Here is a 17,064-nt window from a genome sequence, read left to right as displayed (position 1 = left end):
ACGGCGGTCCGGTCCGCGGACTCGCTGTGAGACCGGCGGAAACCGGTGCACCCCGCTCCGAGCGGGAGCCGGGGTGCGATCCAGCGTGACCCCTTCGGCGGGGAAACGAACTTGCGTTTCACACTGTGAGACGCGAATATCGTTGCATGGACACACCTGGTGCCGCCGACTCCAGCGGAGTGGGCGTCCTCGACAAGGCCGCCCTGGTGCTGAGCGCCCTGGAATCGGGCCCGGCCACCCTGGCCGGCCTGGTCGCCGCCACGGGCCTGGCCCGCCCCACCGCCCACCGCATGGCGGTGGCCCTGGAATACCACCGGCTGCTCTCCCGCGACATGCAGGGACGCTTCGTCCTCGGACCGCGCCTGTCGGAACTGGCCGCCGCCGCCGGCGAGGACCGTCTCCTGGCCGCCGCCGGGCCGGTTCTCACGCACCTGCGCGACATCACCGGCGAAAGCGCCCAACTGTATCGCCGACAGGGTGACATGCGGATCTGCGTGGCCGCCGCCGAGCGTCTCTCCGGACTGCGGGACACCGTCCCGGTGGGCTCGACCCTGCCGATGAAGGCCGGCTCCGCCGCCCAGATCCTCATGGCCTGGGAGGAACCGGAGCGTCTGCACCACGGCCTGCAGGGCGCCCGGTTCACCGCCACCGCCCTCTCCGGCGTACGACGCCGGGGGTGGGCCCAGTCCATCGGGGAGCGGGAACCCGGCGTGGCCTCGGTCTCGGCGCCGGTACGCGGCCCCTCCAATCGGGTGGTCGCCGCCGTCTCGGTCTCCGGGCCGATCGAACGCCTGACCCGCCACCCCGGGCGAATGCACTCACGGGCCCTGATCGACGCGGCCAACCGCCTCACCGAGGCCCTGCGGCGCGGCACCGTCTGATCCCCGGCGTCGTCGGGCCGGGGCACCGTCCCGGGCACCGGCCGGAACGCCGTTCCGACCGGCGACGGGTCCCGGAGCCCGACGGAGGAGCCTCCCTCCATTCCCCACCGGTTTCCCCGACCCCCCGATACCCTCCGATGCGCTCGGCCGGCTCCGACGGTCGGATTCCCGCCCCACCGGTCGTGCGGTACCGGACGTCGTCGGAGAAGCCGCCCGCCCATGTCTCCGATCCGGATCGACGGCATCGCCCGGCATGGGCCGAGTTCGGCCGACGGGCCCCGGGCGGACGGGCAACGTGGGCATCCGGCACGGGGCCTTCCCCGTCGCCCCGGGGGCCCATGAGTCGATCCGGGTGGACACGCCCGCGCGCGGACCGGCCGAGGCGATCGGCACCACATCGGTGGAACGACGCGGGGCGCGCGCGGCGCAGCGACTGCGGCACATACCCCTCCCCGCGGGGGATCCCGCCGGGAGGGCCGAGGGCCCCGGGGGCGCACACCGACCGAGGGCTCACCACCGCGGGGAGCCGGACACGCGGGAAGGCCCCGCGTGTGAACACGCGGGGCCTTCCCGGATCGTACCCCCGACCGGATTCGAACCGGCGCTACCGCCTTGAGAGGGCGGCGTGCTAGGCCGCTACACAACGGGGGCCCCAGCAGGCCTTTCGGCCAGTACCCCCGACCGGATTCGAACCGGCGCTACCGCCTTGAGAGGGCGGCGTGCTAGGCCGCTACACAACGGGGGCATGATCTCGCTGGGCGAAGATCGCGCTGGGCTACCAGGACTCGAACCTAGACTAACTGAACCAGAATCAGTCGTGCTGCCAATTACACCATAGCCCACCAAAACCAAACCTCGAGAGGTGTTGTTCCGGTGTGCGCCTCCCGGTTTCCCGACCTTCCGGCCGGCACCGTTCGGCGACGAGAAGAACATTACCCGATCGGGGACCGTGCTCCAAAACAGGTTCCCCGCCGACGGCCCGCGGCTCCTCCCGGCACTTCGGCTCCCCTTCCCCGGAGCCCGGTTCCCGGCGCCCACCACTCATCGCCCACGGCCGCCACGGACCCGCGCCGACCGGCACGTCCGGATCCGGCGAACCGCCACCACCGTTCCCCCCGCGAGGTGCGGAACGCGCCGCGCACGGACACCGGGACGGGGCGGGAAGGCCCCCCACCCCGCCCCGGGCCCCCCGGGGGGACGGGGCGGTGGGCCGGTTTCCGCCCGATGGCGCCGGAGTCGGGCCCCTTCGCGGGGTCCGTCAGGCCCCCAGACGCTCCAGCGCCGCGTCCACGCGCTCCAGGGTGCGCTCTCGGCCGAGGACCTCCAGCGACTCGAAGAGCGGCAGTCCCACGGTCCGTCCGGTCACCGCCACCCGAACCGGCGCCTGGGCCTTGCCGAGCTTCAGCCCGTGCTCCTCCCCCGCCGCCAGGACCGCGGCCTTGAGTGCCTCCGCGTTCCACTCCGCCGCGCCCAATCGTTCCCGCGCGGTGCGCAGCAGTGCCTCCGCGCCCGGCTTCATCGCCTTCTGCCAGGAGGTCTCGTCGCGCGCCGGCTCGTCGAGGAAGAGAAAGTCGACGTTGTCGGTGATCTCCGAGAGGACCGTCAGCCGGGTCTGTGCCAGTGGCGCGAGGGCGGCGAAGGCCGTCTCGTCGAACGCCTCGGGCTTCCACGGTGCCCGGGGGGCCCGCAGCCACGGTTCACAGGCGTCGAGGAAGTCCCCCGTGGACATCTCACGCAGGTGGACCGCGTTGATGGCCTCGCACTTCTTGAGGTCGAAGCGGGCCGGGTTGGCGTTGACGTCCACGATGTCGAAGGCCGCGACCATCTCATCGATCGAGAAGATGTCCCGGTCCTCGGCGATGGACCACCCGAGCAGGGACAGGTAGTTGAGCAACCCGCCGGGCAGGAAGCCGCGCTCCCGGTACAGGTTGAGGGATGCCTGGGGGTCGCGCTTGGAGAGCTTCTTGTTCCCCTCCCCCATCACGTACGGCAGATGGCCGAAGCGGGGCATCGGCCCACCGGCCACGCCGATGTCCGCCAACGCGCGGTACAGCGCGATCTGGCGGGGGGTGGAGGAGAGCAGATCCTCGCCCCGCAGGACGTGGGTCACTTCCATGAGGGCGTCGTCCACCGGGTTGACCAGGGTGTAGAGCGGGGCACCGGTGGCCCGGACGATCCCGTAATCGGGGACGTTCTCCGGGGTGAAGGTCAGCTCCCCGCGCACCAGGTCGGTGAAGGTGATCGGTTCATCGGGCATCCGGAACCGCACGATCGGGGCGCGCCCCTCCGCCTCGTGGGCGGCGATCCGCTCGGCCGACAGGTCGCGGCAGGTGCCGTCGTAGCCCGAGGGCCGCCCCGCGGCCCGCGCCGCCTCGCGACGCTCGGCCAGTTCGTTCGCCGAGCAGTAACACCGGTAGGCGTGGCCGGCGTCCTGTAGACGACGGGCGATGTCGGCGTAGATCTCCATCCGCTGCGACTGCCGGTAGGGCTCGTGGGGGCCGCCCACCTCGGGGCCCTCGTCCCAGGTCAGCCCGAGCCAGCGCATGGCGTCCAGGAGCGCCTCGTAGGACTCCTCGGAGTCCCGCGCGGCGTCGGTGTCCTCGATCCGGAAGATCATGGTGCCGCTGTGCCGACGGGCGAAAGCCCAGTTGAACAACGCCGTCCGGATCAGACCGACATGCGGGTTGCCGGTCGGTGACGGACAGAACCGCACCCGGATCGGGGAGGAGCCCCCCGTTCCGGCGTCGGTGGGAGCGGAGGGGGGCGCGCTAGTCACGCTTGACCACCTTGTTGGTGAGAGTTCCGATGCCTTCGATGGTGACCGCGACCTCGTCGCCGATCTCCAGGGGGCCGACACCCGCCGGGGTGCCGGTGAGGATGACGTCCCCGGGCAGGAGCGTCATCGCCTCGGTGATGTGCGCGATCAGCTCGGGGATGCCGCGCACCATGTCGTTGGTGCGCCCGAGCTGCCGCTGCTCACCGTTGACGGTGCACATGATCGCCAGGTCGGCCGCCCGCTCGGGCGTGAGTTCGGTCTCGACCCACGGGCCCAGCGGACACGAGCCGTCGAAGCCCTTGGCCCGGCCCCACTGCTCCTCGGAGCGCTGGATGTCACGGGCGGTGATGTCGTTGGCGCAGGTGTACCCGAGGATCACCTCCGCCGCGCGGGAGGGCGGCACCTCCCGGCACATCCGACCGATCACCACGGCGAGCTCCGCCTCGTGGTGCACCTCCCGGGAGAAGGAGGGGTAGGGCACCGGATCGTCGGGGCCGACCACCGAGGTGGAGGGCTTGAAGAAGATCACGGGGATGTCGGGAACCTCGTTGCCGAGTTCCCGTGCGTGTTCGGCGTAGTTGCGGCCCACGGCGACCACCTTGTTCGGCAGTACCGGCGGCAACAACCGCACCGCCTTCAACGGGACGTGACGTCCGCTGCGCTCCACCCCGCCGAAGGGGTGGCCGCGGACCACGTCCAGAACCGGTTCGTCCCGGTCCGGGACGGTGTCCAGCACACCGAAACCGACGTTTCCCTCGAGGGAGAATCTGGCGACGCGCAACGTGGGGGCTGCCCTTCTCTCGCTGTCCCGCAGGTGACGTCCCAGCGTATCGGGCGGGGAGGGGCCCTCGACCCCGGCGGGCCGTCCCCCGGGTTCCGGGGTGCCACGACGGGCCGGGCTTCGTCGGGGATCGAGAACGCTCGAGGGGTGCCCGGCAGGGTACCGACGGGCACCGGGCACCGTTACGCCCGCGCCGGTCGGTCCGTCGCACCCGGGCGGGTTCGACGGAACGGGTTCGACGCCCGCCGGGAGGGGACGGGCTCCGTACACCTGGCGGGAACGCCGACCGGGCCCCGGCGGCCCCCGGGGCGCCGGAGCGGTGAGAACGTTCACCGGGCCCACCGATGGTGGGCCCGGGAGGGGAGAAGCGGGGAACGCGGCCGAGGAGGGTTCGACGGGCTCCGTCGGAGCCGGATCGGGACGGGGAAGCAGTCCGATCCCGAACGGATGCGGGGACCGCCCGACGGCGCCCCCCTTCCGCTCCCCGGCGACCGGTACGCCGATCCCGGGAGGGTGTCCCACTCCGGAATCCGTGTCCCCGTCGCCGGGATCCGTGCGCCCGGGGACGGATCAGCGCAGACGAGCCATCAACGCGTGCTCCACCAACGTGATCAACGCCGACTTCGCCTCACCACGATGCCGCGCGTCCGTCGTGATGATCGGAGCGTCCGGCCCGATCTGCAACGCCTCCCGCACCTCCTCCGGAGCGTACGGCTGGTGCCCGTCGAACCCGTTCAACGCGATCACGAACGGCAGACCACTGTTCTCGAAGTAATCCACCGCCGGAAAACAATCCGCCAACCGGCGCGTGTCCACCAACACCACCGCACCGATCGCACCACGCACCAGATCGTCCCACATGAACCAGAAACGATCCTGACCCGGCGTCCCGAACAGATACAGGATCAAATCCTGATCCAACGTGATACGACCGAAGTCCATCGCCACCGTCGTCGTGGTCTTTCCACCGGTGTGCGTCAAATCATCGATCCCCGCCGACGCCGACGTCATCACCGCCTCGGTCCGCAACGGGTTGATCTCCGAAACAGCACCCACGAACGTGGTCTTGCCCACACCGAACCCACCGGCGACCACGATCTTCGCCGAAGTCGTGGAACGAGCCGGAGCCGCCCCGGCCGCACCGCTAGAGCTTGCGAAGTCCACTGAGCACCCTTTCGAGCAATGTCACATCTGGCTGGCCACCGGGTTCGGCGTCATGACCCGGCTGATGAATGGCGACCAGCCCGGCCTCCGCCAGATCGGCGACGAGGATCCGGGCCACACCAAGGGGAATGGAGAGCAGCGCGGAAACCTCCGCGACCGACTTGACCTCGTAGCACAGCCGGCAGATGCGCTGGTGCTCCGGCAACTGCCCCTGCAGTCGGGCGGGCTCCACACTGGTACTGACCAGCGCCTCGATCGCCAACTGGTACCGCGGGCGCGTCCGCCCACCGGTCATGGCGTACGGACGCACCAACGGCTGCCGGGGCGTATCCCCTCCGCCCTCGGGCTGACGCCGGCCCGACGACCGGGAGGAGCGACCACCGTTGGTCGGAGGGAGGTCGAAGCGCCCGGGCTGCCCACCGCGATGCGGCTGGGCCGGGTACTCGTTACCGAACGAACCGGCTGGGGGCGTTGCCACTGTCTCCTCCTCCGACTGCCGTTGCTGTGCCGCGGTTGCTGCACTCGCCACGTACGTGCTGGCACCCTAAGGGGCGAAAGCCCGCCGCGCACGAGGTGTTTACTAGTTGAGAAGACTTCCCTGGAGTTCGGCGCGCAGATCAGGCGTCAGAACCGCACCCGCGCGGTCCACCAACAACGCCATCTCGTACCCCACCAGACCGATGTCGGCATCCGGATGCGCCAACACCGCCAACGAGGAACCATCCGAGATCGACATGAGGAAAAGGAACCCACGCTCCATCTCCACCACCGTCTGATTCACCACACCACCCTCGAAGATCCGCGAAGCACCCGCGGTCAACGACGTCAAACCCGACGCCACCGCCGCCAACTGATCCGCACGATCCCGCGGGAAACCCTCGGACAACGCCAGAAGAAGACCATCAGCGGAGACCACCACCGTGTGCGACACCCCGGGGGTGTTCTCCACAAAGCTGGTGATCAACCAGTTCAGGTTCTGCGCCGCCTGGCTCATCGGGCTCACACTAACGCTCCTGATCGTAGGTGTTACCTGGGCCGTAGCCCTGTTGGTCGTTCCGCGCGCGGGCCGCTCCGGCCCCACGCCCCTGCCGAACCCCTCGGTGGAGGTTGGTCAACCGGCCCCGGACGTCCTCGGGCGCCCGGGACACCTGGGGGCCACCCTTCTTGGAGGACTCGGGAAGGGTGTGTTCGGTGAGGTTCGCCCGGGGAACCCGCCGAGGCAGACCCGATGAGGTGGTTCCCGCCGGCTCGGCGGCCTCGCGGCGCGGGCCACCGCTCCAGGCGCTGCCCCCGGCCGGGGGCGCGGACGGAGCCGACGACGGGGTCACGGACTCCTCCCGCTCCTCGCGCCACGGAACCTCCGAACCGGGCTGGCCGGGAGTCCGCCGCGGGGTGCGGCGCGGCAGCCCCGCACCGGTGACGGCGGCGGGTCCTCCCGCGTCCGATCCGGTTTCGGGGGAGAATCCCACGCTCTGCGCGTTTCCGGCAGGACCGGGGGGAGGGGCGCCACCGCTCTCGGATTCGCGGGCGAAGCCGTCGAAGGTGGGAGCCGCCTGCCCGGCACCGGCGTTCCAGGCCGCGGTCCGGTCCGGTTCCCCGGCGTACCCCGGGGTGCCCACCTGCTCGGTGGACCCGTAGCCGTTGTCGCCGTAACCGTTCGCGCCGTAGCTCTCGGCGGTGGGCCCGGTATCCCCGTACGCACCGTCCCCGTAGCCGTTGACCCCGTAGGCGGGGGTCCCGGCCGGGTACCCGTTGCCGGTCCACGTGCCCTCGGCGGTCCCCTCCCCCGTCCCGTCGGGGGTGTGGCCGTAACCGGCGTCCGTGCCCGCCGGGGCGGCGGTGCCATCGGTGGGCGCGTCGTTCCCCGACCACTCGGTGGGGCCGGCCTCCTCGCCACCGGGTCGCTCCCCGGCACGGGTCCGCAGTTCGCCGCGGCGCAGCGAACGGCCGACCGGGTCGAGCGGGGCGAGCGGGGCGCCGGTCTGCCGGCGGTTGTCGTAACGGCTGTCGTCGAAGCCCAACTCGGCCGCGCTCGCGACGGTGCCCTGCTCCTCGCGGGTGAACGGCCCGTCGGGAACGATCCGCGAGACGGTGAACTCCTCGTCCCCGGCGCGCTCGGTGCCACCACCACCGTGGGTGATCTCCTCCGGAAGCATGACCAGGGAAGTCGTGCCGGACTGCTCGCCGGAGGGACGCAGCTGAACCCGGATGTCGTGGCGCTGGGCCAGGCGACCGACCACGAACAGGCCCATGCGGCGGGAGATCTCCGCGTCGACGGCGGGCGGCTCGGCGAGCCGGTGGTTGATCTCCGCGAAGTCCTCGGCCGTGAGTCCGATGCCCTTGTCGTGGATCTCGACCATGATGCGGCCGTCGGGCAGACGGGTCGCGGTGACCCGGACCCTGGTCTGCGGGGAGGAGAAGGAGGTGGCGTTCTCCAGCAGCTCGGCCAGGAGGTGCACGAGGTCGTTGACCACGGCGCCGTGGATCTCGCTGTCGGGAACGCCGGAGAGCTCGATCCGCTCGTAGTTCTCCACCTCGGAGGAGGCCGCGCGCAGGACGTCGACCAGCGGGATCGGCTCGTTCCAGTTGCGACCGGGGTCCTCACCCGCGAGAACCAGCAGGTTCTCGCCGTTGCGACGCATACGGGTCGCGAGGTGGTCCAGCCTGAAGAGGTTCTCCAGCTGGTCGGGGTCGGCCTCGTTGTTCTCCAGGTCGGTGATCAGTGCGAGCTGACGCTCGATGAGCCCCTGGTTCCGGGTGGAGAGGTTGGTGAAGATCGCGTTGACGTTCCCCCGCAGCAGGGCCTGCTCGGCGGCCAGCCGGACCGCCTCGCCGTGGACCCGGTCGAAGGCGCGGGAGACCTCACCGATCTCGTCGCGGCTGGTGATGGGGATCGGATCGACCCGGGTGTCCACCTGGCCCGGGTTGGTCTGCGAGAGCTGACGGACCAGGGCCGGCAGTCGCTCCTCCGCGACACCGAGTGCGGCGCCGCGCAGGGTGCGCATGTTCCGGCTCATGGAGCGGGCCATGAGACCGGCGACGACGAAGGCACCGAGAAGTGCGATGATCACCAGCGCGGAGTTGGTGATCATGTTGGTACGGGCCTCGGAGGCGATGCTCCGGGCCTCCTCCACGGCGTTGTCGACCAGTTCGGTCTCCAGGGTGTGGTACGCCTCGAAGGTCGCCGTCGCCGCCTCGTACCAGGTGTCGGGGGTGACCCCGTAGCCGGCGAGTTCCTGCGGGCCGAACTGTCCCGAGGCGATGTAGGAGGTCATCTGCTCGCGGTTGGGCCCGGCGCCGAGCTCGGCGGTACTCTCCGTGAGGAGGGCCTGTAGACGCTGGACCTCCTCGTCGGTGGATGCCTGTTCGTGCTCGCTGCGGGCGATGCCCTCGAGGTAGGCGTACGAGGTCAGGGCCACCCGTTGACGGGTGAGGTTCTCGGTGTCCTCGGCCGGCGAGATCAGCAGGTGGGTGCCGATGGCCCGCTGCAGGGAATTGGCCGACTTGCCCAGGGAGACGGCGTAGGCGGCGCGGCCGTAGGTCGCGAGGTTGTCGGTGCCCAGACCCAGTTCGTTGGTGAACGACATGAGGGGGTTCTGGATCTCGACGTAGCCCTCCTCCGTCTGGACACCCTCCATGGCCTCGCCGTAGGCGTTCTGCCGCAGGGCGGTGAGCTTGGGCTCCACCTCCCGGATGCGCTCCAGGCGCCGGCGCAGGCTCTCGTCGTCGGGCATCTCGGCGACGCGGCGGTCGAACTCGGCGCGCGCGTCATCGGTGGCCCGACGCACCTCCCCGATGATCGGGTCGTCGGTGTTGCCCTCGAGCAGGGGACGGGCGGTGCTGTCCCGTTCCACCAGCAGGGCGTGGGCGTATCCGGTCGCCGCCCGGGTGAGCTCCGCAACCGATTCCGCGTGTTGGGCGTCCTGCCAGGTGGTGTAGTGCGTGTTCACCCGGAGCCCGGCGAACAGGAGCGCCACGAGCACGGGGATCAGGAGAATCGCGTTCAGCCGGGTGGCGACCCGCCAGTTCCTCGGGGAGAACCTGCCACCCCCCTCGTCCCTCACGGGTACGGGTGGATCGGGCACCGCCGCGGTGGCCGGAGCGGTCGCGGAGGGCGGGGTGAAGTTACCCCGCCCGACTGCCCGGTCGCCTCCGGACTCCCCCGGTGACGGGGGGGTCGTCTTGCTGCGCCTCACTGGCCTCTCACCTCTCGGCATCGGCCCCGGGGGCCGCGGCTACTGCCTGGTTGCTCGGATTTCAGCACGTCACGCCCGCACTTTCCAATCCCCCGGGGGCACCATTACGGTCACTCGCCCGACGGGACGATGTCGACGTACCCGACAATAGTGCCGAAAAAGGAGCACCCGTGGACGCGGAGAGGAACGGCGCGATCGCCGGACGTATTCGGTTCGCGGTGATTGCCTGCCGAACCGTTATCAAGCATGTCGTACGGCGGTGAGCGCTTTCGGGAGGGGTGGTGAAGAACACAGGGAAGTGATGGCCGGCCGGCTCCCGGGGGAGGTGAAGAGCCTCCCCGGGCCCCTTCCCGCCGCCACCACGGGGACGGATGGGGCTTCCGGTGACCCGTGGGGCACCCGGGACGCCCATGTCCCGCCACGGGGAGCGGGGGGCGTCGCCCACCCCGGGCTGACGGGAAGACCCCGGAGGAGCCCCGGTGCGAAGGGGCTCCGGGAAGTCCTTCGGGGGCCGCCCGGGAAGGCGCCCCACCCGACGGGAGGCGTGAGGACTCCGGGCCTCCCCTCCGCCCCGGGCCCCGACGCCTTCTCGGCGAAGCGCCCGTGAACGACGACGAACCCCCGGGGTCTCCCCCGGGGGTTCGTACGCCGACTCGTGAATCGATCGTGCCGCGGACCGTTCTCCGCCTCCCGCACGACCTGCGATCCGGGAGGTCGTCCCTCCCGTGTGTCGTCGTCGCCGGGATCCGTGCGCCCGGGGACGGATCAGCGCAGACGAGCCATCAACGCGTGCTCCACCAACGTGATCAACGCCGACTTCGCCTCACCACGATGCCGCGCGTCCGTCGTGATGATCGGAGCGTCCGGCCCGATCTGCAACGCCTCCCGCACCTCCTCCGGAGCGTACGGCTGGTATCCGTCGAACCCGTTCAACGCGATCACGAACGGCAGACCACTGTTCTCGAAGTAATCCACCGCCGGAAAACAATCCGCCAACCGGCGCGTGTCCACCAACACCACCGCACCGATCGCACCACGCACCAGATCGTCCCACATGAACCAGAAACGATCCTGACCCGGCGTCCCGAACAGATACAGGATCAAATCCTGATCCAACGTGATACGACCGAAGTCCATCGCCACCGTCGTCGTGGTCTTTCCACCGGTGTGCGTCAAATCATCGATCCCCGCCGACGCCGACGTCATCACCGCCTCGGTCCGCAACGGGTTGATCTCCGAAACAGCACCCACGAACGTGGTCTTGCCCACACCGAACCCACCGGCGACCACGATCTTCGCCGAAGTCGTGGAACGAGCCGGAGCCGCCCCGGCCGCACCGCTAGAGCTTGCGAAGTCCACTGAGCACCCTTTCGAGCAGCGTCACGTCCGGCTGTCCGGCCGAATCGCCGTCCCCCGGCTGGTGAATGGCGACCAGCCCGGCCTCCGCCAGATCGGCGACGAGGATCCGGGCCACACCAAGGGGAATGGAGAGCAGCGCGGAAACCTCCGCGACCGACTTGACCTCCGGCAGGCAGAGCTGGCAGATCCGCTGGTGCTCGGGGAGCAGCCCCTGGAGTTGCATCGGTTCGGCGCTGGTACCGACCAGCGCCTCGATCGCCAACTGGTACCGCGGGCGCGTCCGCCCACCGGTCATGGCGTACGGACGCACCAACGGCTGTTCGCCCTCGTCGTCGTAGGCGGCGCCGCCATGGCGGTCACCGTACGAACCCTGCGACGGTGGCGGGGTGGTCATAGCTCCTCCGGAGGGGACATGAGATCGGCATTGCGAGTCGTGTGCCTGACGGACTGAGTGGTGCTCATGTGGGGGGAGCGTTCGGTTCAGTTGAGAAGACTACCCTGAAGTTCGGCGCGCAGATCAGGCGTCAGAACCGCACCCGCGCGGTCCACCAACAACGCCATCTCGTACCCCACCAGACCGATGTCGGCATCCGGATGCGCCAACACCGCCAACGAGGAACCATCCGAGATCGACATGAGGAAAAGGAACCCACGCTCCATCTCCACCACCGTCTGATTCACCACACCACCCTCGAAGATCCGCGAAGCACCCGCGGTCAACGACGTCAAACCCGACGCCACCGCCGCCAACTGATCCGCACGATCCCGCGGGAAACCCTCGGACAACGCCAGAAGAAGACCATCAGCGGAGACCACCACCGTGTGCGACACCCCGGGGGTGTTCTCCACAAAGCTGGTGATCAACCAGTTCAGGTTCTGCGCCGCCTGGCTCATCATCCCGCTCACCTCAACGCTCCTGCCCATAGTTCGAACCGAAGCCCCGATCGGTGTTCGTGGCCCCCGTACCCGCCTGGCGACCCTGTTGGATGCCGCGGCGGAGGTTGGTCAGCCGGCCCCGGACATCCGCCGGGGCCCGGGACACCTGTGGTCCGGTGGTCGTGGTCTCGCGCTGTTGCGCGGTACCGGCCATCAGGTTCGCACGCGGCACGCGCCGCGGCAGACCCGAGGTGGTGATCCCGCCCGCGGCGGGCTGCCGCAGCTGTTCGGCACGACGCCACCGCTCGTCGTTGGGCGAGGGCGTCCAGCCCGGCCGGCTCGCTCCCGCGCTCGCACCCGCTCCGGCAGGCGCGGGGGCCGACTCCGGGGAGCCGTTCGCGCCGGATGGCGGGGCCGCCGCGGGAGGCGGCGGAGCGGTGGGGCGCTCGGCCGGCGGGGCGGGGGGACGCGGCCCCTCACCGACACCGTCCGAACCGGTGGAGTCGCCCGCCTCGGGCCCGGGCCCGGTCCGCCGACGCGAATCGAACCAGGTGGACTCCATCTGTTCGAAGATGGGCGTGCGCTCCGGGGCGCGCCCCGGGTCGTTCGGAGGCGCCGGGGGCAGTGCCTCGGGTCGACGGTCGCGCGCCACCGGGAAGCGGTCCGCCGCCGGTGCGCCGGGGTTGCCGGGACCGTTGCCGGGCGCGAGGGTCCATCCCCCGCCGGGGACGCCGGGAGCGGCGGGCCGCTCCCCCTGGCGCTGCTCGGGTGCCGGGGCGTCCGACCCGCCCGCGTATCCGGCGGCCCAGTCGTCCCGGGGTTGTCCGCCGCGGTCGTCCACCCGGGTGTGGTCGCCGACGGGTGCCTGCTGCCCCCGGGCGAACACGTCCTGCCGGGATGCCTCCTCGCCCCGGGACTGCGCCTGCTGCGGGTACTGCTGGAATGCCTGACCGGCGGGGGCGCCGGACGGTGCCACGGCCGGGAATTCCCGGGTGTCCCCGCCGTTGGGGTCCTCGTGGCCCCGGGCCCGGGCGTCGGCCGGTATTCGATCGTTGCCCCCGGAGGCCCAGCTCGGGCGGTGCTCTCCCGCCCCGACCCCGTTGGGCACCGGTGTCCGGGGGAAGCCCTGACCCTGGTCGGGCGGAGCCGCCGGGCCACCCGGTCCCATCGGGCGGGAGGGCAACGCGGGACGCGCCGCGCCGGGGACCTGTCCCCGCGAGGGGCCCGGCTCCACCGGCGGGCCCTGGTCGCCCGGGCCCCGCCGATCGGCGGGCTCGCGACGCAGGGTCGCGGACGGGGGCTGGCCGGCGGCGTCGGTGCGGGCACCGGCCGGGCCGTTGGGCTTGCGCACCCCGCCCTGGGCCACCTCGGCGGGCAGCATGACCAGCGCGGTGGTGCCACCGGAGTCCGAGGGGCGCAGCTGGATGCGGATGCCGTGGCGCAGCGAGAGTCGACCGACCACGAACAGACCCATGCGGCGGGAGACGGAGACGTCCACCGTCGGCGGGTTGGCCAACCGCTCGTTGATCTCGCCCAGGTCCTCGGGGGACAGGCCGATGCCGGTGTCGTGGATCTCGACCAGCACACGGCCGTCGGGAAGCTGGTGACCGGTGACCTTGACCTTGGTCTGCGGGGAGGAGAACGAGGTGGCGTTCTCCAACAGCTCGGCCAGGAGGTGCACGAGGTCGTTGACGGATCGGCCGACGACCTCGGTCTTGGGCACGGCGGCCAGCTCGATCCGCTCGTACTGCTCCACCTCGGAGGCGGCGGCACGCAGGACGTCGACCAGCGGCACCGGCCGGGTCCAGCGCCGGCCGGGCTCCTCACCCGCGAGAACCAGCAGGTTCTCACCGTTCCGACGCATACGGGTCGCGAGGTGGTCCAGCTTGAACAGCACGGAGAGCTGGTCCGGGTCGGCCTCGCGGGACTCCAGCTCGGAGATCAGCGACAGCTGACGCTGGATGAGGCCCTGGCTGCGGCGCGAGAGGTTGGTGAACATCGCGTTGACGTTGCCCCGCAGCTGGGCCTGCTCGCCGGCGAGGAGGACCGCCTGCTGGTGCACCTCGTCGAACGCCTGGGCCACGCGGCCGATCTCGTCGCGGGTGTGCACACCGACCGACTCCACGGTGGTGTCCACGTCCTGGGGGTCGGTCTCGGACATCTGGCGCACGACCTCGGGCAGGCGGCGGTGTGCCACGTCCTGCGCGGTGTCCTGCAGCCGACGCAGGGAACGGACCATGGAGCGGGCCACGACGAAGGCGCCGACGAGGGAGAGACCGAGTACCAGGATGATCAGGGCACCGTTGAGGATGGCGTCCCGCTGGGCCTCGTCACGGAGCTGGCGGGCCTGCTCCTCCATCTCCTCGAGCAGGGTCTGCTCGATGATGTCCATGGCCTCGATCTTGGTCCGGCTGAGGTCGTACCAGTCCCGGTAGCTGCGGAACTGACCGGTGATCGCGTCTTCCTTGGAGAAGACGCTCTCGGCCAGCTGGTTGGCGGCCACGACGTTGACGATGCCACCCTCCAGCGGCTCGATCAGGTCGTCGGTGCGCTCCTTGTCCCCGTACAGCTGGGCGAAGCTCCGCATGGCGGCCTTCTCGTTGTCCAGCGCGGTGCTGCCGTAGCGCCAGTCGCTGCGGGAGAGGCCGGCCTCCTGACCGTCGACCTCGGCGCGGGCGAAACCACCACTGATGATGGCCCGCTGGATGGAGGCCTGCTCCTTGGCGGTGGAGAAGGCCGCGAGGGCCCGGGTGCTGCGGATCATCTCGCTGTTGCTGGTGGCCTGCGCGAGGTCCTGGGCGAGGGAGAGCAGCGAGTCGATCAGCTCGCTGTAGCGCATGACCGTCTGCGAGACGTAGTCCTCGTCCTCGTACGCCTCGTCGCGGATAATCTTGATCTGGTTGAGCTGACGGCCGATGTCCAGCACGCGGGCGTTGATGCCCACCATGGCTTCGTCGTTGCCGTCGATGGCCAGAGTGGCCTCGGCGAAGGCCTGGCGGGAGGAATCGGTGCGCTCGCGGGGGGTGGTGACGTCCTCGCTCTTGGCACTGCGACCGCTGACCAGCGGACCCGCGGAGCGGTCGCGCTCCTCCTGGAGCGCGGCGGCCAACCGGGTCGCCTGCTGCGTCATGTTGGTGAGCAGCTGCATGTTGTCCAGCTGCTCGATGCTCTCCATCGAGTCCTGGATGCGGACCGCGCCCAGGGCGGTGGCCGCGACCACCGGGAGCGCGATCAGTGAGATCAGACGGGTGCTGATGCGCCAGTTTCCCAGCGCGAGACGCGACCCGCCCCCGGTTGGTGCCTTGCGGTGCGCGGCGGCGTCGCCGGCGTCCCCCCGCGCGGTGTCCCGCGCGTCGGGTTCGTCGGCGGTCACGGCGGCCTGCGTGGTGTCATCGCCGTGAGCACGCCCGGAGGAGGAGTGGCGGCCGGTGGTACCGCCGCGCTCCGATTCTCCGGTGGCGTTGCCTTCCCTCTTGAAACGTCCCTGCACTGGCGTCGCAACCTCTGGACCAGGCGTCGTGCCGCGGACGCGGCAGACGGTATCGAGCCGGGGGACCGTGTAACCCCCCTGACGGTCGTGGGTGACCGAAACGTCCCCTTTCGAACAGCCGTCGCGCGGCGCGAGGGTGGTGCGCCCCGGAATGCCGACTGCTTTCCCGCAACGGTCCGTCGAATTCCAGCACAGTGCTCGAACTCCAACAAGGGCCGGCACGTTCCGGTTCACACTCACCACCCCAGGTGATGAACCACGAACCCATGGTGGATACCCGGGGGCGACAAAGTCACTAAAATGCACCAAAACGCACCCCGTTGACTGTCCTCGAGTCCACGTTCGAGGTTGCCGGGCGGACGCGCGAATGAGGTCATTACCCCCTTTTGTCACCATTGGGTGGACGCCAGGGGTCGCGTAAATCACCACACGGCAGTGACGAACGTCACAGTGTGGAACCCCGGCGAAGTGGGGTACCGGGAGCCCGCACGTACTCGGAGGGCTACCCTCGTCCCGCGCGGCCCCGCCACCGGGGCCGGCCGCCCGGGGATCCCGCCCCGGGCGGGGACACGTCGGCGGTCGTCGTCGGACGGACCGCCCCCGGCCGCGTCCGACACGCCTCCGAGTCGGTCCGCGCCGCACCAGCCGTTCCGAGCGATTCGAGGCAGCCGACATGACCACCACCCCCGCTCCCACCTCCCTCGCCAATCCGCGCCGCACCAACCTGATGCGGCCGGTCCCCGCACCGGTTGCCCGGGGCCGGCGGGGGGCCCCGCTGCCGGGTTCCACCGCAAACCCCCGCCGGACCGTGCTGATGGACAAGCCGGGCTCCTGAGGGGACCCCACCCCTTCGTCGGGTTCGGCGCCCCGACGGGTTCGGCGGGCCGCACGCACGTTCCACGAACGAGGGACTCCGCCGGTTCCCACCCGGCCCCACCGGGTCGGCGCCGGCTCTCCCCGGAAGCCGACACGCCCCGGGTACGTTTTCGGCCGGTGGACACCCTCGAGGGTGTCCACCGGCCGAAAACGTACCCGGGGCGGTGCGCGGTGCGCGGTGCGGGTCAGCCCTGCCAGCTGTGCGGGGCGCGGAAACCCGGCGTGCGCTCCAGTCGGCGCCATCCGGCGACCGAGCGGCGCGGCGCCGCGGCGGGGGCGGTGTTCCGGGCGGCCCCGGCCCGGGCGAGCAGGAGGGCGGTGACGGCGGCGAGTTCCTCGTCGTTGGCCCGCCCCCGCTCGACCCGCACGGGCTCGGCGGGGTGCGCGGGAACGATCCGGTCGGTGGATGCGATGCTCACGATGATCTCTCCTCCTGATGGGACCCGGCGGACTCGCGTCTCGGGACTCCGGTGGAAGCGGGTGGGGCAGGCGGGGCGTCCGGGGCGGGCGACGCGGGGCTGGAGTCCTGGATCACTGCGGTGGGTTGCCGTGTTTGCGGGAGGGCAGGTCGGCGTGCTTGGTGCGCAGCATCCGCAGCGAACGGATGAGTACCTCGCGGGTCTCGGTGGGGTCGATGACGTCGTCCACCAGGCCGCGCTCGGCCG

The 17,064-nt window shown here is 70.9% G+C and carries 14 protein-coding genes and 3 tRNA genes; 2 read left to right on the top strand and 15 right to left on the bottom strand.

The window, feature by feature from the left end; all coding sequences use genetic code 11:
* Window positions 1-146: 146 nt before the first annotated feature.
* Window positions 147-881, top strand: coding sequence for an IclR family transcriptional regulator (locus tag LZF96_RS06935; protein ID WP_233867165.1), 735 nt, complete (start codon window positions 147-149; stop codon window positions 879-881).
* 578 nt (window positions 882-1,459) lie between these two features.
* On the opposite strand, the gene LZF96_RS06930 is transcribed toward LZF96_RS06935, so the two are convergent.
* The 13 genes from LZF96_RS06930 to LZF96_RS06870 form a co-directional block, all read right to left on the bottom strand.
* Window positions 1,460-1,532: transfer RNA gene (locus LZF96_RS06930), tRNA-Glu, on the bottom strand.
* Window positions 1,533-1,553: 21 nt separating this feature from the next.
* Window positions 1,554-1,626 (bottom strand) — tRNA-Glu (locus LZF96_RS06925).
* Window positions 1,627-1,651: 25 nt separating this feature from the next.
* Window positions 1,652-1,723, bottom strand: a tRNA-Gln gene (locus LZF96_RS06920).
* Window positions 1,724-2,139: 416 nt separating this feature from the next.
* Window positions 2,140-3,657, bottom strand: coding sequence for a glutamate--tRNA ligase (gene gltX, locus LZF96_RS06915; RefSeq protein WP_233867163.1), 1,518 nt, complete (start codon window positions 3,655-3,657; stop codon window positions 2,140-2,142).
* Window positions 3,650-4,438: a fumarylacetoacetate hydrolase family protein gene (locus LZF96_RS06910; protein WP_233867160.1), complete on the bottom strand. Its 789-nt coding sequence runs from the start codon at window positions 4,436-4,438 to the stop codon at window positions 3,650-3,652. The genes gltX and LZF96_RS06910 overlap by 8 nt, the downstream gene beginning before the upstream one ends.
* A 570-nt stretch (window positions 4,439-5,008) precedes the next feature.
* Window positions 5,009-5,602 (bottom strand): ATP/GTP-binding protein, encoded by a 594-nt coding sequence (locus tag LZF96_RS06905; RefSeq protein WP_233867158.1) that lies wholly within the window; start codon window positions 5,600-5,602, stop codon window positions 5,009-5,011.
* On the bottom strand, window positions 5,583-6,080 hold the full coding sequence (locus LZF96_RS06900) for a DUF742 domain-containing protein (RefSeq protein WP_308294161.1): 498 nt from the start codon (window positions 6,078-6,080) through the stop codon (window positions 5,583-5,585). Before LZF96_RS06900 ends, LZF96_RS06905 begins: the two co-directional genes overlap by 20 nt.
* Before the next feature lie 102 nt (window positions 6,081-6,182).
* Window positions 6,183-6,596, bottom strand: a complete 414-nt coding sequence (locus LZF96_RS06895; RefSeq protein ID WP_233867556.1) for a roadblock/LC7 domain-containing protein — start codon at window positions 6,594-6,596, stop codon at window positions 6,183-6,185.
* 10 nt (window positions 6,597-6,606) lie between these two features.
* Complete coding sequence (locus tag LZF96_RS06890) at window positions 6,607-9,666, bottom strand: nitrate- and nitrite sensing domain-containing protein (RefSeq protein ID WP_233867155.1); 3,060 nt, start codon at window positions 9,664-9,666, stop codon at window positions 6,607-6,609.
* Window positions 9,667-10,563: 897 nt separating this feature from the next.
* A complete protein-coding gene (locus LZF96_RS06885) occupies window positions 10,564-11,157 on the bottom strand; it encodes an ATP/GTP-binding protein (protein ID WP_233867152.1) in 594 nt (197 codons plus the stop codon).
* Window positions 11,138-11,551, bottom strand: coding sequence for a DUF742 domain-containing protein (locus LZF96_RS06880; RefSeq protein WP_233867149.1), 414 nt, complete (start codon window positions 11,549-11,551; stop codon window positions 11,138-11,140). Before LZF96_RS06880 ends, LZF96_RS06885 begins: the two co-directional genes overlap by 20 nt.
* A gap of 86 nt (window positions 11,552-11,637) precedes the next feature.
* Complete coding sequence (locus LZF96_RS06875; RefSeq protein WP_233867556.1) at window positions 11,638-12,051, bottom strand: roadblock/LC7 domain-containing protein; 414 nt, start codon at window positions 12,049-12,051, stop codon at window positions 11,638-11,640.
* A gap of 13 nt (window positions 12,052-12,064) precedes the next feature.
* Window positions 12,065-15,523 (bottom strand): nitrate- and nitrite sensing domain-containing protein, encoded by a 3,459-nt coding sequence (locus LZF96_RS06870; RefSeq protein ID WP_233867147.1) that lies wholly within the window; start codon window positions 15,521-15,523, stop codon window positions 12,065-12,067.
* Between the two features lie 673 nt (window positions 15,524-16,196).
* Between LZF96_RS06870 and LZF96_RS06865 the strand changes: the two genes are divergently transcribed.
* Window positions 16,197-16,358 (top strand): hypothetical protein, encoded by a 162-nt coding sequence (locus LZF96_RS06865; RefSeq protein WP_233867586.1) that lies wholly within the window; start codon window positions 16,197-16,199, stop codon window positions 16,356-16,358.
* A 226-nt stretch (window positions 16,359-16,584) separates the two neighbouring features.
* Here the strand turns inward: LZF96_RS06865 and LZF96_RS06860 are convergent, their stop codons facing one another.
* Together LZF96_RS06860 and LZF96_RS06855 are read right to left on the bottom strand one after the other, a co-directional pair.
* The gene (locus LZF96_RS06860) at window positions 16,585-16,818 is read right to left on the bottom strand and encodes an acyl-CoA carboxylase epsilon subunit (RefSeq protein ID WP_233867145.1); all 234 of its coding nucleotides are present in this window, start codon (window positions 16,816-16,818) and stop codon (window positions 16,585-16,587) included.
* 112 nt (window positions 16,819-16,930) lie between these two features.
* On the bottom strand, window positions 16,931-17,064 hold a 134-nt coding region (locus LZF96_RS06855), incomplete at its 5' end, for a carboxyl transferase domain-containing protein (RefSeq protein WP_233867553.1).

Origin of the sequence: Streptomyces sp. ST2-7A (genome assembly GCF_021390475.1) — a bacterium.
Taxonomy (GTDB): Bacteria; Actinomycetota; Actinomycetes; order Streptomycetales; family Streptomycetaceae; genus Streptomyces.
Note: the sequence above shows the minus strand (reverse complement) of the source record. Positions and strands in the feature narration are given on the sequence as shown.

Coding starts and splice junctions, on each gene's coding strand:
- LZF96_RS06880 (WP_233867149.1), bottom strand. CDS start 11,551: ATGACCACCCCGCCACCGTCGCAGGGTTCGTACGGTGACCGCCATGGC.
- LZF96_RS06895 (WP_233867556.1), bottom strand. CDS start 6,596: ATGAGCCAGGCGGCGCAGAACCTGAACTGGTTGATCACCAGCTTTGTG.
- LZF96_RS06875 (WP_233867556.1), bottom strand. CDS start 12,051: ATGAGCCAGGCGGCGCAGAACCTGAACTGGTTGATCACCAGCTTTGTG.
- LZF96_RS06935 (WP_233867165.1), top strand. CDS start 147: ATGGACACACCTGGTGCCGCCGACTCCAGCGGAGTGGGCGTCCTCGAC.
- LZF96_RS06865 (WP_233867586.1), top strand. CDS start 16,197: ATGACCACCACCCCCGCTCCCACCTCCCTCGCCAATCCGCGCCGCACC.